General features: G+C 73.5%; 14 protein-coding genes, 2 tRNA genes and 1 pseudogene. 3 read left to right on the forward strand and 14 right to left on the reverse strand.

Annotated elements, in window-relative coordinates; genetic code table 11:
* Positions 1 to 102 precede the first annotated feature (102 nt).
* The 11 genes from IE219_RS28290 to IE219_RS28340 form a co-directional block, all read right to left on the reverse strand.
* Positions 103 to 894 (reverse strand): TetR/AcrR family transcriptional regulator, encoded by a 792-nt coding sequence (locus IE219_RS28290; protein ID WP_189982593.1) that lies wholly within the window; start codon positions 892 to 894, stop codon positions 103 to 105.
* A gap of 245 nt (positions 895 to 1,139) precedes the next feature.
* Complete coding sequence (locus IE219_RS28295) at positions 1,140 to 2,675, reverse strand: MFS transporter (RefSeq protein WP_189982595.1); 1,536 nt, start codon at positions 2,673 to 2,675, stop codon at positions 1,140 to 1,142.
* 76 nt (positions 2,676 to 2,751) lie between these two features.
* On the reverse strand, positions 2,752 to 4,995 hold the full coding sequence (locus IE219_RS28300; RefSeq protein ID WP_189982597.1) for an ArnT family glycosyltransferase: 2,244 nt from the start codon (positions 4,993 to 4,995) through the stop codon (positions 2,752 to 2,754).
* Positions 4,992 to 6,275, reverse strand: a complete 1,284-nt coding sequence (locus IE219_RS28305) for a bifunctional glycosyltransferase family 2/GtrA family protein (protein WP_229850100.1) — start codon at positions 6,273 to 6,275, stop codon at positions 4,992 to 4,994. Before IE219_RS28305 ends, IE219_RS28300 begins: the two co-directional genes overlap by 4 nt.
* Positions 6,276 to 6,301: 26 nt before the next feature.
* The gene (locus IE219_RS28310; RefSeq protein WP_229850114.1) at positions 6,302 to 7,816 is read right to left on the reverse strand and encodes a sensor histidine kinase; all 1,515 of its coding nucleotides are present in this window, start codon (positions 7,814 to 7,816) and stop codon (positions 6,302 to 6,304) included.
* Between the two features lie 90 nt (positions 7,817 to 7,906).
* Positions 7,907 to 8,662 (reverse strand): response regulator transcription factor, encoded by a 756-nt coding sequence (locus IE219_RS28315; protein ID WP_229850102.1) that lies wholly within the window; start codon positions 8,660 to 8,662, stop codon positions 7,907 to 7,909.
* A 181-nt stretch (positions 8,663 to 8,843) separates the two neighbouring features.
* Positions 8,844 to 9,737 carry an amidohydrolase family protein gene (locus IE219_RS28320; protein ID WP_189982601.1) on the reverse strand — a complete coding sequence of 298 codons (894 nt, stop codon included), beginning with the start codon at positions 9,735 to 9,737 and terminating at the stop codon, positions 8,844 to 8,846.
* Positions 9,718 to 10,053: an antibiotic biosynthesis monooxygenase family protein gene (locus IE219_RS28325; protein ID WP_189982604.1), complete on the reverse strand. Its 336-nt coding sequence runs from the start codon at positions 10,051 to 10,053 to the stop codon at positions 9,718 to 9,720. The genes IE219_RS28320 and IE219_RS28325 overlap by 20 nt, the downstream gene beginning before the upstream one ends.
* A gap of 130 nt (positions 10,054 to 10,183) precedes the next feature.
* A complete protein-coding gene (locus IE219_RS28330) occupies positions 10,184 to 10,897 on the reverse strand; it encodes a DUF2797 domain-containing protein (protein ID WP_373298903.1) in 714 nt (237 codons plus the stop codon).
* A 214-nt stretch (positions 10,898 to 11,111) separates the two neighbouring features.
* Positions 11,112 to 11,942 (reverse strand): BRO-N domain-containing protein, encoded by an 831-nt coding sequence (locus IE219_RS28335; RefSeq protein WP_189982608.1) that lies wholly within the window; start codon positions 11,940 to 11,942, stop codon positions 11,112 to 11,114.
* A 131-nt stretch (positions 11,943 to 12,073) separates the two neighbouring features.
* Positions 12,074 to 12,439 (reverse strand): PH domain-containing protein, encoded by a 366-nt coding sequence (locus IE219_RS28340; protein ID WP_189982610.1) that lies wholly within the window; start codon positions 12,437 to 12,439, stop codon positions 12,074 to 12,076.
* Between the two features lie 283 nt (positions 12,440 to 12,722).
* Here IE219_RS28340 and IE219_RS28345 point away from each other — a divergent pair.
* Positions 12,723 to 13,013 (forward strand): annotated as a pseudogene (locus tag IE219_RS28345) (NUDIX hydrolase); the annotation flags it as partial.
* Between the two features lie 32 nt (positions 13,014 to 13,045).
* Here IE219_RS28345 and IE219_RS28350 read toward each other — a convergent pair.
* The 3 genes from IE219_RS28350 to IE219_RS28360 form a co-directional block, all read right to left on the reverse strand.
* Complete coding sequence (locus IE219_RS28350; protein WP_189982612.1) at positions 13,046 to 13,276, reverse strand: hypothetical protein; 231 nt, start codon at positions 13,274 to 13,276, stop codon at positions 13,046 to 13,048.
* A gap of 115 nt (positions 13,277 to 13,391) precedes the next feature.
* Positions 13,392 to 13,464, reverse strand: a tRNA-Arg gene (locus IE219_RS28355).
* Between the two features lie 322 nt (positions 13,465 to 13,786).
* Positions 13,787 to 13,877, reverse strand: a tRNA-Ser gene (locus tag IE219_RS28360).
* A 236-nt stretch (positions 13,878 to 14,113) separates the two neighbouring features.
* Here IE219_RS28360 and IE219_RS28365 point away from each other — a divergent pair.
* Together IE219_RS28365 and IE219_RS32670 are read left to right on the forward strand one after the other, a co-directional pair.
* Positions 14,114 to 14,560 carry an SSI family serine proteinase inhibitor gene (locus IE219_RS28365; RefSeq protein WP_373298905.1) on the forward strand — a complete coding sequence of 149 codons (447 nt, stop codon included), beginning with the start codon at positions 14,114 to 14,116 and terminating at the stop codon, positions 14,558 to 14,560.
* A 150-nt stretch (positions 14,561 to 14,710) separates the two neighbouring features.
* A partial coding sequence (locus IE219_RS32670) for a PAS domain-containing protein (RefSeq protein ID WP_506004934.1) occupies positions 14,711 to 14,809 on the forward strand: 99 nt, incomplete at its 3' end.

The raw sequence follows: 14,809 nt of genomic DNA on the forward strand, positions 1-14,809 counted from the left end.
GTCCCCGGGAACACGGGAAAGACTCCCGGCCGTGCTTCGAGCGGAGGCGCGGCCGGGTCACCACGGAGCGGCGGGCAGGGGACGGCCCGCCGCTCCGCCCTGTCATCCCCGGCCGCCGCCGGAGGGCGTACCGGCCTCCCGGGCCACCATCGCCTCGATGCCCGCGATCAGGATGTCCAGGGCGTAGTCGAAGTCCCGCTCCCAGATGTCGGCGACGGCGCCGTGCGTGGCCCGCTCGTCCAGGATCTCCGTCATCGGCTCCAGCGCCGCCGCGAACCGCGGCTCCTCGCGGAAGGCCCGGATCGAGGCGTCGTAGAAGTCGTCCTGGGACATCCCGACCTCGGCGGCCCGCCGCCCGAACTGCGCCTCGATCGTCCCGTAGCCGTACACGAACTGGAAGACGGCCGAGGTCGCGCTCGGCTGCCGGTGCAGCGGCAGGCCGGTGGCGCGGACCGCCTCCTGGATCTTGGTGCCGACGGCGATGGCGTACGGCCCGACGTTGAGGTACGAGCCGGCGCACGGCGATATCCACGGGTGGCGGACCAGCATCGCGCGGTACTGGCGGGCGAGGATCCGGACGCGCGCCCGCCAGTCGGCGGCCGCGTCGACGGCGGCCAGGTCGACCTCCCCGTACGCCGTGTCGAGGGCGTACTCGATGATGTCGTCCTTGGTGTCCACGTACCAGTACAGGGACATCGCGGTGACGCCCAGCTCGGCCGCGAGCCGCCGCATGGACAGCTTCGCCAGCCCGCCCTCGTCGAGCATCCGCACCGAGGCGGCGACGATCCGGTCCCGGTCGAGCCCGGTCGGGCCGCCACCGCCGCGGGGGGCGCGGTGCTCCAGCCAGACGCTGGAGCCCGCCGGGTTCTTGGCCCGTTCCGCCGCCTTGACCATGGTCGCCCTCCGTCCGTCACCGCTGGTGACCATGCTAGGTCGCGTCCGGAACATCCCGCCGTGCGCCCGGGGTGCGCGGCCTGGGTCCTGTCCGGCGGATCTTCGTGGATCAGCCCGCGGCGTCCGGTGCGTTCTCTCGGCGTGCGCCCGGGTCGCCCTCGTACTGGACGTACTCGGGCGATCCGGGCGTGCGGCGAGAGGGCGTGCCAGGCGTCGCGGGCCCGCGAAGATCCGCCGGACACGGCCTAGGCGGCCACCGGTTCCGGTGCGGCGGACCGCTCCGCCCGCTCGGCCCGGCGCAGCAGCGCGGCGGCGAGGAGGCCGCCCGCGAGGACCGCGACGGCGCCGACGAGCTGGCTGGTCCGGAGCCCGGAGGCGAAGGCGTCGGAGATCGCCGCCCGCTCGGCGTCGCCGCCGGCCGCGGCGAGGGCCGCCGGGAAGGAGGTCGCGGTGACGGCGACGAGCGCGGCGAAGCGGGCGTTGAGGACCGCGCCGAGGACGGCGACGCCGAGGCCGTTGCCAAACTCCGCGAGGGTGCCGTTGACGCCCGCGCCCACCCCGGCCTTCTCCGGCGGGATCGCGGACATGATCGCGTTGGCCATGGCCGGGTTGGAGACCGCGAGGCCGGTGCCCATCAGGACCAGGCCGAGCAGCATGCCGCCGTACGAGCCGTCGGTGCCGCCGCCGAGCAGGGCGATCGCGGCGAGACCGGCCGCGACCAGGGCCATGCCGACGGCGACGGTGAGCGCGGTGCCGAGCCTCATCACGATCCGCGGGCCGATGCCGCTGAGGTTGAGGACGACGACGGTCAGCGCGAGCGGCGCCATCCGCAGGCCCGCCTCCAGCGGCTCGTAGCCGAGGACGAACTGGAGGTGCTGGGTGAGCAGGAACAGCGAACCGCCCATCCCGAACACCACCAGGATGGCGCCCGCGACCGCGCCCACGAACTTCTGGTTGCGGAAGAAGTGCATGTCCAGCATCGGATGCGGGACGCGCAGCTCCCACAGGGCGAAGGCGCCGAGCACCAGGACGCCGATCGCGGCCGGGACCAGCACCTGGGCGGAGGTCCAGCCGTGCTCCGGGCCGGTGATGATCGCGTACACGGCGGCGGTCATGCCGATCGTGGAGAGCAGCGCGCCCATCAGGTCGGGGCGTTCACCCTGGGGGTCCCCCCTGCTCGAACGAAGTTGAGAGCTTGGGGGAGGATTCTTGGACTCGGGGACCAGTTTGAGGACGGCGACCAGGCCGATCACGGCCACCGGGATGTTGACGAGGAAGATCATCCCCCACCAGAAGTGGTTGAGGATCACGCCGCCGATCAGCGGTCCCGCGGCGAAGCCGAACGAGCTGACGGTGGCCCAGAGCGCGATCGCCTTCACCCGCTCGGAGTCGTCGAAGATCTGCATGACGACGGCGAGGGTGGTGGTCATCAGGAGCGCGCCGCCGACGCCCATGCCCGCGCGGGCGGCGATGAGCTGGGCGGTGGAGCCGGCCAGTCCTGCGGCGAGCGAGCCGAGGCCGAAGAGGGCGAGTCCTGCGGCGAGCAGCTTCTTGCGGCCGTAGCGGTCGGCCGCGTTGCCCGCCGTCAGGAGCAGGCCGGACTGGACGAGCGAGTAGGCGTTGATCATCCACTGGATGTCGCTGGTGGAGGCGTGCAGCTCCGTGGTCAGCGAGGGGATGGCGACGCTGAGGACGGTGTTGTCGAGCAGCACGGTGAGCTGGGCGAGACAGATGACGCCGAGGATCAGCCAGCGCTGGGGATGGCCGCCGGTGGCCGTCATGAGCAGCTCCTTATACGGTGTACGAGGCGGAAGCTCGTACACCGTACAAGGGGGCCCTCGCGCGGTACAGCGCTTTTCAGCGCCGGGCGGCGAGGGGGCTGGTCAGGTCGTAGAAGACGGCTCCGCCGACCGTGGTGGAGGCGAAGTTCTCCCGCACCCAGTCGCTGATCGCGGAGTTGCCGCCGCCGGGGCCGCCGAAGCCGCCGGGGCCGGTGGCCGTGCCGCCGTTCCTGCCGCCGCCCGTGCCGCCGTCTCCGGTTCCGCTTCCGGTTCCGGTTCCGTTTCCGATGAAGTAGTGGATCTTTCCTTCGGCGACGTACCGCTTGAACTGGTCGAGGGTCGGGGACGGGTCGCTGCCGTTGAAGCCGCCGATCGCCATCACCGGCTTCTCGGTGGCGAGCTGGTAACTGGCCGCGTTCTGCGAGCCGATCGTGGCGGCGGCCCAGGTGTACGCGTCGGCGTCCCGAAGCAGCTTCGCCTTCGCCTCCGCACCGACACTGGCGCCGTTGAGCAGACCGCCCATGCCGCCACCGCCCATACCGCCTCGGCCGCCTTCGCCGCCGGAACCGGGGAAGCCGGTGAGGGGCTGCTGCTGGTTCCCGCCTTGCTGGGGGTTCTGGCCCGGCTGCGGGTTCTGGCCCTGGCCCGGCGTCCGGCCGCCGCCGGGGAAACCGTTCGGGAAGCCGTTCGGCGGCTGCATCGCCGTGCCGCCCCGGCCGTCCGGCCCCGCGCCCTCCGGGCGCGGGCCGCCGCCGGGGAAGCCGCCGCCCGGACCCCGGCCGCCGAAGCCGCCCGCCGGGCCCGCCGTGACGATCGAGCCCTGGTGGCCGGTGGAGAGCGTCTCCAGCGTGTACGCGAACGGTCCCGCGAGTCCCGCCGCCAGACCGAGCCCGGCGGCGGCGAGCCCGAGGCGCCGGTCGACGCGGCCCGCCGCAAGGAGTCCCAGCGCGCCCGCCGCACCCGCGCCGAGCACCGCCCAGCGCAGCCACGGCAACCAGTCCGGCGTACGGCCCAGCAGCTCCCAGCCCCACCACGCGGTGACCCCGGCGGCGACCGCCAGCGTCGCCGAGGCGGCGAACCGGGTCCGCTCCTCCCACAGCACCGACGCGCCCATGCCGACGAGGGCGGCGAGGTACGGGGCCAGGGCGACCGTGTAGTACTCGTGGAAGATGCCGGCCATGAAGCTGAAGACGCCCAGCGTCATCAGCAGCGAGCCGCCCCACAGCAGGAACGCGGCCCGTGCGGTGTCCGTGCGCGGCGCCCGGCGGGTGACGACCAGTCCGGCGGCGAGCAGGACCAGCGCGGCCGGGAGCAGCCAGGAGATCTGGCCGCCGACCGAGTCGTTGAACATGCGCAGCAGGCCGGTCTCGCCCCAGCGGCCGCCCTGTCCGCCGCCGGGTCCGCCCCCGCCGCCGACGCTGCCGACCTCGTCGCCGTTGATGCGGCCGAGGCCGTTGTAGCCGAAGGTCAGCTCCAGGAAGCTGTTGTCCTGCGAGCCGCCGACGTACGGCCGCGAGTCCGCCGGCCACAGTTCGACGAGCGCCACCCACCAGCCGCCGGAGACCAGCAGCACCAGCCCGGCGAGGGCCAGCTGACCGCACCGGCGCAGCGGCCGGACCGGCGCGCAGACCGCGTACACGACGGCGAGCGGCGGCAGGATCAGGAACGCCTGGAGGGTCTTCGTCAGGAACGCGAGACCGAACGCGGCCCCGGCCGCCGCCAGCCACTTCGTACCGTCCTCGGCGCTCTCCAGGGCCCGCAGCACGGCGTACACGGCCACCGTCATCAGCAGCGCGAGGAGCGCGTCCGGGTTGTTGAAGCGGAACATCAGCGCGGCGACCGGGGTGAGCGCGAGGACCGTGCCCGCGATCAGGCCGGCGCCCGCCCCGAAGCGGCGGCGGACGGCCCCGTACAGCACGGCGACCGTGGCCGTGGCCATCAGCACCTCGGGCAGCAGGATCTGCCAGGAGCCGAGGCCGAAGAGGCGGACGGAGAGCGCCATCGGCCAGAGCGCGGCCGGCGGCTTGTCGACGGTGATGGCGTTGGCCGCGTCGAGCGAGCCGAAGAAGAACGCCTTCCAGCTCTCGCCGCCCGCCTGGACGGCCGCCGAATAGAAGGAGTTGGCGTAGCCGGAGGCGCTCAGGTTCCACAGGTAGAGCGCGGTGGTGGCGGCGAGCAGCGCCAGGAAGGCCGGGCGGACCCAGGGCGCGTCCTCGGGCCGGCCCCGCCGGAGCCGGGCGAACCGGCCCGCGCTCGGGACCGGCACCGGGTCCGGGGCCGGGGCCGGGGCCGGGCTCGCGGGGAGGGTGGGTGAGGTCATCGGGAGTCCCCCGTGGAGTGGCGGCGCTCCGGGAAGACCCAGAGCCGGAACAGCAGGAAGCGCAGGACGGTCGCGGCGAGGTTGGCGACGACGAGCACGGCCAGTTCGGTGGAGTGCGCCGGGTCGCCGCTCGCCGCGCCGAGGGCGGCGAGCGAACCGCTGGTCAGGGCGAGGCCGATGGCGAAGACCACCAGCCCCTGCGCCTGGTGGCGCACGGCCCGGTCCCGGCCGCGCACCCCGAAGGTGAGCCGCCGGTTGGCGGCCGTGTTGGCGACGGCGGAGACCAGCAGCGCGGCGGCGTTGGCGACCTGGGCGCCCGCGCCGAGCCGGAACAGCGAGTACAGCGCCAGGTAGAAGAGGGTGGAGAGGACGCCGACGACGCAGAAGCCGACGAGCTGGCGGGCGAGCCCGCCGGGGACGCCGGGCAGTTCGCGGTCGCGCGGGTCGTCGCCGAACGGCCGGGCCAGCCGGTCCAGCGGCAGCGACCCCGTCGCCAGCGCCCGGCCGACCCGCCACACGCCCTTCAGGTCGTCGGTGGCGGTGCGCACCAGGTGCACGGTCGAGTCGGGGTCGTCGACCCAGTCGACCGGCACCTCGTGGATCCGCAGCCCGGCCCGCTCGGCGAGCACCAGCATCTCGGTGTCGAAGAACCAGCCGGAGTCCTCGACCATCGGCAGCAGCCGCTCGGCGACCTCGCGCCGGATCGCCTTGAAACCGCACTGGGCGTCGGAGAAGCGGGCGGCGAGCGAACCGCGCAGGATCAGGTTGTAGGCGCGGCTGATGAACTCCCGCTTGGGCCCGCGCACCACCCGCGAGGAGCGGGCGAGCCGGGAGCCTATCGCCAGGTCGGAGTGGCCGGAGATCAGCGGGGCGACCAGCGGCAGCAGCGCGTTGAGGTCGGTGGACAGGTCCACGTCCATGTAGGCGAGGACGGGCGCGTCGGAGGCCGACCAGACGGTCCGCAGCGCCCGGCCGCGCCCCTTCTGTTCGAGCCGGACGGAGCGCACCCCGGGCAGGTCGGCGGCGAGCGCCGCGGCGACGTCGGGGGTGGTGTCGGTGGAGGCGTTGTCGGCGACGGTGACGCGGAAGCCGTACGGGAAGGTGCGCGTGAGGTGCGCGTGGAGCCTGCGGACGCACGGCTCCAGGTCCTTCTCCTCGTTGTAGACGGGGATCACCACGTCCAGGACGGGCCGTCCGGCGCCTCCCACCGGCAGGTGCTCCCGGGCGGGGAGGGCTCCGGGGGCCTGCGTCGCGGGCCCCGCGAGGGTGTGGGTTCGCATGTCCACGACCCTCGCCGGGCCCGCTGTCACGGCTGTGTGATCAGCCTGTGGCCCGCCTGTGAGTCCGGCCGGGGGGCCGTGGCCGCTCCGGGCATCCGCATCCGGAAGACCGTCCGGCCGGGGGCCGACTCGACGGTCACCTCACCCCCGTGGGCGGTGGCGACGGCCCGCACGATGGCGAGGCCGAGGCCGGTGGAGCCGGCCTGCCGGGAGCGGGAGGCGTCGCCGCGCGCGAACCGTTCGAAGACGGCGGGCAGCAGGTCCGGCGGGATGCCGGGCCCGTCGTCCTCGACCTCGACGACGGCGCGGGCCCCGCCGCGCACCCGGGCGGTGACGGTGGTACCGGGCGGGGTGTGGGTCCGGGCGTTGGCGAGCAGGTTGACCAGCACCTGCTGGAGCCGGGCCGCGTCGCCCCGTACGGCCGCCTCCCGCCCGTCCGGGGGCAGTTCGAGCCGCCAGTGGTGGCCGGGCCCGGCCGCGCGGGCGTCCCCGACGGCGTCCACGACCAGCGGGACCAGGTCCACCGGGTCGTCCGCGAGCGGGCGCCCGGCGTCGAGCCGGGCGAGCAGCAGCAGGTCCTCGACCAGGCCGGTCATCCGGGTGGCCTCGGACTCGATCCGGCCCAGCGCGTGCCGGGTGTCGGGCCCGCACTCCTCCCCGCCGCGCCGGGTCAGTTCCGCGTAGCCGCGGATGGAGGCGAGCGGGGTGCGCAGCTCGTGGCTGGCGTCGGCGACGAACTGCCGGACCCGGGTCTCGCTCCGCTGCCGGGCGTCGAGGGCGTCGTGGACGTGGTCGAGCATCCGGTTGAGGGCGGCGCCGACCTGCCCCACCTCGGTCCGCGGGTCGGCCTCCGCCTCCGGGACCCGCTGGTGCAGGGCCACCTCGCCGCTGTGCAGCGGCAGCCGGGCGACCTGCGCGGCGGTGGCGGCGACCCGACGCAGCGGCCGCAGCGCGATCCGCACCAGCACCGTCCCGGCGAGCGAGGCGGCGGCCAGCGAGGCGAGGGTGAGGCTCAGTTCGACCAGGACGAGGGTGGAGAGGGCGTTCTCCACCTCGGTGAGCGGGATGCCGGTGAGGTACGCGCCGTGGGCGCCCTCCGTGTGCACGACCCGGTACGAGCCGAGCCCGCCGGGCAGCTCCACCGTGTGCGCCCGGCCGTCGCGGGGCACGGCGGCGAGCGCCGTCCGCTGCGCCGCGTCCAGCGCCTCGACCGGGAAGCGGGGCCGGTCCGTCGTGGCGGTGCCGGCGACCTCCGTGGAGTACCCGGCCTCGGTGACGGCCCCGTCCTCGACGACCGCGCCGAGGGTCCCTATCGGGGAGCCGGGCGTGACGAGGAAGCCGAGGGGTTCGCGGTCCTGCCGGACCGGTCCGGGCCCGAAGCCCATCCCCGGCGGCCCGGAGGCCCGCAGGGCGAGCCCGGTGAGCTGCTCGTCCGCCCGGTCGTAGAGGTACGAGCGGTACGCGATGGTGGTGACCGTGCCGATGACCGCCGCGACGACCGCGATCAGCGCGACGGCCGACACCACGAGCCGGGTCCGCAGCGACCACGGCCGCCGGGCGCGGCGCGGGGAAGGGCGGGCGCGGCGGAAGGGCGGGCGGACGCGGCGGAGCGACGGGCGGGGCACGGGCGGCTACTCCCCCGGCTTGATGAGGTAACCGGCCCCCCGCCGGGTGTGGATCATCGGGGCGCGCCCCGCGTCGAGCTTCCGCCGCAGGTAGGAGATGTACAGCTCGACGACGTTGGCCTGGCCGCCGAAGTCGTACGACCACACGCGGTCCAGGATCTGCGCCTTGCTGAGCACCCGGCGCGGGTTGCGCATGAGGTAGCGCAGCAGCTCGAACTCGGTCGCCGTCAGGTGGATCGAGTCGCCACCCCGGGTGACCTCGTGGCTGTCCTCGTCGAGGGTGAGGTCGCCGACCCGGAGCACCGACTCGGAGCGCGCCTGCGCGGCCCCGGAGCGCCGGATCAGACCGCGCAGCCGGGCGACGACCTCCTCCAGGCTGAACGGCTTGGTCACGTAGTCGTCGCCACCGGCGGTGAGTCCGGCGATCCGGTCCTCGACGGCGTCCTTCGCCGTCAGGAAGAGGACCGGCACCTCGGGCATCTCGCGCCGGATCGATCCGAGCAGGCTCAGCCCGTCGACGTCCGGGAGCATGATGTCCAGGACCACGACGTCGGGCCGGAACTCACGCACGGCCCGCAGGGCGTGGGCCCCGTCACCGGCGCTGTGCACCTGCCAGCCCTCGTAGCGCAGGGCCATGGAGAGCAGTTCGGAGAGGGACGCCTCGTCGTCCACGACGAGGACGCGGACGGCGGTGCCGTCGGCACGGAGCAGATCGGCGCGGGTGCCGCGGCGGGCTGAAGTGCTGCGAGTGGTGACGGTCATGCTGCCACGCTCGCCGCCGCCGCTGAGACGGTCCTTGCGCTTTCCTGTGAATTCCCTGAGAAAGCGGCGGGCCAGGACCAGGGTCCGGTTTCGCGCGTTTCACGTGAAACCACACCCCGGGCCCCGTTTCACGTGAAACACCCCCCGTGGCACGGTCTCACCGCTTCACCTCTTCACGGCTTCACGGTTTCACGTGAAACAGCGCGGCGGCATTGTCGTGGAGGACCGCCCGCAGCCAGTCGTCGCCGAGCCCGAGCCCTTCGAGGGCCTGGAGCTGGTGGAGGTACGGGTACGGGATGTTCGGGAAGTCGGAACCGAGCAGGATCCGCTCCCGGAGCGCGGCGAGGCGCGGGAGCGCACCGGGCGGGAAGGGCGCGAGCCGCTCGCTGAAGTCGGTGAACGCCATGGTGGTGTCCAGGTGCACGCCCTCGTACCGCTCGGCGAGCCCGAGGAAGTCCTCGTACTCCGGCATCCCCATGTGCGCGACGACCAGCCGCAGCCGGGGGTGGCGGGCGAGCAGCCGGCCGGTCGGCCCGGGGCCGGTGAAGGCGCCGGGCGCGGGCCCGGAGCCGCAGTGCACGACGACGGGGGTCCCGCTCTCGGCGAGCAGCCCCCACACCCCGTCGAGCAGCGGATCGTTCGGGTCGTACCCGCCGACCTGGAGGTGCGCCTTGAAGATCCGGGCCCCGCCGGAGAGCGCGTCCCGCACGTGCCCGTCGGCGCCGGGCTCGGGGAAGAAGGTCGCGGTGTGCAGGCAGTCGGGGGTCCGGGCGGCGAAGTCGGCGGCCCAGGCGTTGAGCCAGGCGGCCATGCCGGGCTTGTGCGGGTAGAGCATGGCGGTGAAGGCCCGCACCCCGAAGCCGCGCAGCAGCTCGACCCGCCGGTCCTCCTCCTCGCGGTAGGTGATGGGCCACTCCATGCCGGTCAGCGGGCCGACCGCGTCGAAGTAGGCCCACACCTTGTCGAGGACGTTCTTCGGCATGAAGTGGGTGTGGACGTCGACGAGCCCGGGCAGTCCGAGCCGCTCGGTCAGCGCCCGCACCGCTCCGGCCTCCTCAGCCGCGCGCAAAGCCATAGCTCCGTTCGACCTTCCCGATGTGCACGCTGTACGCCTCGTACCAGTGCTCCCGCCCGTGCTCCTTCGCCGCCGTGTGCGCCGCGTCGAGCCGCCAGGCGTCGAGCGCCTCCAGGTCGCGGAAGTAGGCGACGGTGATCCCGATGCCACCGGGCGTGCGGGCGGACTCGTAGCCGAGGAAGCCGGGGACGGCGGCGACCCGCTCGCGCAGATCGGCCAGGGTCTCGGCGTACCCCTCGGGGGCGTCGGGCCGCAGGGAGGTGAAGACAGCGGTGTAGTAGGGCGGTTCGAGGCCCGCCACCAGCTTCTGGGTCATGCGCCCACCCTCGCCGGGCACGGCGCCCGATGTCCACGGCCCCCGGAGAAGGGATCCAAGACTTTACGAAGCCCGCCGGCCCCGGCCCGAACGCGCACGGACCACCCGCCGAGCCCGCACACGCCCCCCGTCAGAACAGTCCCTCCTGCTCGCTCCCGCCGCTCCCCTCCCCCGGTACGGCTCCGATCGGCACGCTCCAGGCGTCGTCGCCGCCCCGCTCCAGGCCCCAGCCGCCGAGCAGCCGCCCGTCGAGGACGAGGTGGCGCCCGGCGGGGTCGCTCAGGTGGAGGTCGGGTCCGGCGGCGGCGATCAGCCGCCCGGTGACGACGCCGCCGTCGACGAGTCCGGTGACGGTCCCGTCGAGCGGGGGCAGCCCGGCGAGCCCGAAGGCGTCCCCGTGGTCGTACGGGACGAAGGGCAGCGCCTCCAGCGTCTCGCTCCAGCCGCCGACCGCCAGGGCCCGCGCGTGCAGTTCTCCCAGCTCGGCGGCGCGCGCCCCGGCGTCCGGCAGGCCGGGCCGCAGCAGCCGCTTCCGCTCGTACGGCACCCGGTCGGGCACACCGAGCGCCCGCCGCAGCACCTCCTCGGTCCGCCGGGCCGCCATCAGCGGCCCCCGGCCGAGCCAGCAGAAGGCGACGGCCCCCTGTTCCAGGAGGCGCGCGGAGCCCCGGTGCTCACCGGTGATCCCGGCCTTGACGGTGCCGGGCCCGAACCAGGCGAGGTAGACGCGGTAGGGCCGGGGGTCGTCGGTGAAGGTGTCGGCCGCGACGGAGTGGGCCCGGTCGAGCCGTGTGCAGGCGGGGCAGAGCCCGCCGGTGGAGCGGCCGGGGACGGCGGCGGCCACGGGGCACGGGTTCCCGCGCGCCCCGGCACACGCCCGGCCGCCCACGGCCCGGAAGGCGAGCGGCCGCCCGTACCCGAGGGGGCTCGTCCGGCCGCCCCACCACCGCAGGACGGGCCGGTCCCCGTCCCATCCGACCCCACCGCTCCGCCACACGCGCGCCCCGCCCCTTCCCGCTCCCTCCCACTCTCCCTCATGACGTCACGGCCTCACGGCCTCACGGTAGGACGTAGATCCGGGTCCCGTCCGGGTCGGGGTCGCCGACCTCCCGCATGCAGCCCCGCTCGATCAGCAGCCGGACGCAGTCCTGGACGCGGTCGCCGGAGAGCCCGGTGCGGCGGGTGACGTCCTGGGGGCGGCAGCGGACGCCGCCCCGGACCAGGGCGGGGGCGAGGAAGCTGGCGACGGCCCGCATGTCGCCGCTGATCTCCCAGGACGCGACGAGTTCCTGGGCGCTGAGCGGGGCGGGGCCGCCGCCGGTGCGCTGCCGGGGCACGGCGAAGCTCCGCTCAAGGGAGTCGGCGACCCTTGAGAGGCTGCTCCGGGTGGTCCGCAGCAGCTCGGCGTAGTCCGCGTGGTCGGCGAAGAAGCCGGCGCCGTCGCCGAACCGGCTCTCCAGCCGGACGAGGACGTCGACCAGCTCGTGCGGGAGGACGAACCCCTCGTGCGCGGGCGCGGGTTCGAGCGCGTACCCGCCGTGCCGCTGCACCTCGGAGACCAGCTCGCCCACCCAGGCCCGGAACGGCGCGGCCTCGGGCCTGCGGCAGGCGGTGACGAGTTGCACGAGCCCGGAGAGGCTCACCATGCGGGCGGTGCCGCGGATGCCGCTGCGCGCGAGTATGCCGGGGCTGGGGGCCAGTTCCCTGGCGGGTGCCAGGCAGCGGCTCGGCAGGGCCACGCTCCGCAGCGCCGCGCGCGGCTCCCCGTAGCCGAGCCCGCGGGCCACGTCCACGAGGGGGAACCAGTGCTCCCCGTCGACGGCCGCCAGCCGCCGCAGCCCCTGTCCGGCCGCGGCCCGTACGAAGTCATCGATGTCGATCGCGTTCAACGATGATCACCTCCACCCGCACGGTAAGCCGAAGGCATATTCAACTGACATGCACATCGGCCGAGTTCACCCAAAAGGGGAAGGCCCCAGGCAAACCTGGAACCTTCCCCTTTCTTTCCCCCCGTTCGCGCCTAGCGGGCGACGAACTGGGTGAGGATCGCCTGCACCTCGTAGATGTCCACGCCCTTGGTGAAGGTCTTGGTGACCGGCAGCGCCTGGCCCGAGATCCAGATCTTCAGCTCGGCGTCGAGGTCGAACGTGCCGGCCGTCTCCACGGCGAAGTGCGTGATGCTGCGGTACGGGATCGAGTGGTACTCGACCTTCTTGCCCGTGATCCCCTGCTTGTCGACCAGCACGAGCCGCCGGTCCGTGAAGAAGATGACGTCGCGGATCAGCAGGTACGCGGCGTTCACCTGCTCCCCCGCCCCGAGCAGCCGCGCGTAGTCCTGCTGCGCCTGCGCCGGATCGATCGCGTGCGCGTTCCCGAAGAGCGCCATGCCCTTTACCCCCAACTTTCGGCCAAAAAGACGATCACCTGCACTAAACCCCACACCCCCCGCCCCTGACAACGCCCGCCCGCTGTCAGTGCCCGCCCCTAGGCTCGTGAACGCGCGGTCGGCCACGGGGGATCCAGCTCCGCATGGAATGGCTGCATCCCCGGTCTGTCAGAGGGCGGCCCGGAGAACGCGTCCGGGACCCAACCGACGTCCGGGCTCCGCCGATGGCCAAGCAAGCGCCCCACCCGAGCCGCCCGCGCACCCCACACCCACGAACCGGCACATGGGGTTGGTCGAGGAAGGCGAAACGCCGGCTGAAGCGGCGGCTCGTGAGGTTCTGGAGGAGACCGGCTGGCGCCCTGGTCCCATCGAGCCGTTGATCTACGCCGAGGCGGCGAACGGCATCACCGACTCCCAGCACCACGTCTTCCGGGCCGACGGGGCCACCTGCGAAGGCCCGCCGACCGAGAAGAACGAGTCGGACCGGATCGAGTGGATCCCGCCGGCCGACGTGCGGGGCATGCTCGACCGCCGCGAGATCGTCAGCAGCGGCTCTCTGATCGGCCTGCTCTAGGTCCTGTCCGGCGGGTCTTCGCGGGACAGGGCCTAGAGCAGGCCGATCATCTGGACACCGGTGGCCACCAGGAAGATCACTCCGAGAAAACCAGCAAGCACTCTCAGCGCGTCAGGGGTGAACCTTGGGTCCAGACCACCCCCCGGGGACCGCCGGGCCATCAGGTCGTAGACCTTCAGGCCAAAGTTTCGGTAGTCGAAAGCGACCAGAAGCGCGCAAGCACTGAACGCAAGCGGCAACAGGAGCGGTATCCAACCATCCATGTGCTGTCCCCCCTGGCGGGTGCCAGCCAGGCAAGCACCCGACGATGAACCCGTTGATGTCATCCGCTGATGCCAGAGGCCCCCTGGACGATGTCCAGGGGGCCTCTGATCTGTGTGCACTCGGCAGGATTCGAACCTGCAACCTTCTGATCCGTAGTCAGATGCTCTATCCGTTAAGCTACGAGTGCTTGTTCTTTTTTCTTGTCTTCGTTCCCTCTGCCTTTCGGCTTCGTTCCCGGCGACAGGAAGAACATTACATGACTGCCGCCGTCATGTGAAATCCGATTCCCCCACCCCGCCTGACCTGCGCAAACGCCGTGCGGGGAGGGAGTCGGGGGAGGGGCGGAGGGTGGGGTTCCAGGGGTGGGGGCGGGGCCTGGGGAGATGGAAGAGACCGGGGTCACAGCGGGGGCGCAAGGGGAGGGGCGCGAGGGACGCAAGAGGCCGGGACGGGGGAAAGCCGTGGGAACGGCGGAAGCCCCGGCCTGTGGGGCCGGGGCTTCCTGGGGGCGGAGGCGGAGGGATTTGAACCCTCGATGGGGGGTAAGCCCCAAACCGCATTAGCAGTGCGGCGCCATAGACCGGACTAGGCGACGCCTCCTCGCACCTCGCGCCTGCGCGGGGTGCGTGCAGATGATGACACAGGCGAGCCTCCTGTCACCAATCGCTTTCACCGTACTAGGCGGACGGGCGCCAGGGCAAAGCCTCCCCGCCCGGCGCACCCGGCTTGCGCAACGCCCTTCCGTCCGCAGCGTTAGGAGGGGTGGGGGCGCTCCGTGCGCCGCCCGAGGTTCGCCGTCCACGGTCCGCTGTCCGTCGTTCCCGGAGATGTCCATGCTGTTGCGCAGTCTCGTCCTCGCCGCCGCCGTCGTGACGTCGGCGGCCACCGCCGCCGGGAGCGCCGCCGCGCTGCCGCTGCCGCCGCTGCCCCTGCTCTCGGCGCCGCAGCCGGACTCGTTGACGGTGGTCGTCGCCAAGAGCGGGCGCCCGGACGCCGACGGGACGTGGACGCTCACCTGTGACGGCGCGCGGGCCGGGGGCGACCATCCGGCCGCCGCGCGGGCGTGCGAGCGGCTCGGCGGGTTCGCGCGGGAGGGGAAGGACCCCTTCGCCCCCGTGCCGGCCGGCGGCCTGTGCGCACAGGTGTACGGCGGGCCGGTGACGGCGCGGGTGACGGGCACCTGGCAGGGGCGGCGGATCGACGCCCGTTTCTCCCGTTCGGACGGGTGTGAGATCGCCCGCTGGGAGAACGCGGAGCCGTTGCTTCCGGGTGTCCGGGGCTGACGGCCGGGGGCGCCGTTAGACTCCCTCAGTGACAGGGCCGCCGCCCCAGGGGCAAGATGGGGCCGGCCGGTCGCCGTGGCACATGCCGGGCGGCCCACACCACGGGCACATTCCGTGGTCACATGCAGGCGTCAGGGAGGAAACGTCGTCGTGAGCAGCAGGCCATCCCGAGGCGCTGCTCGCCTCGCAGCCATACTCGACGCCCTGCCCGACGGGCTCGTGCTGGTGAACTGCAACGGCACCGTCGTC

It is taken from the genome of Streptomyces termitum, assembly GCF_014650175.1.
Taxonomy (GTDB): domain Bacteria; phylum Actinomycetota; class Actinomycetes; order Streptomycetales; family Streptomycetaceae; genus Streptomyces; species Streptomyces termitum.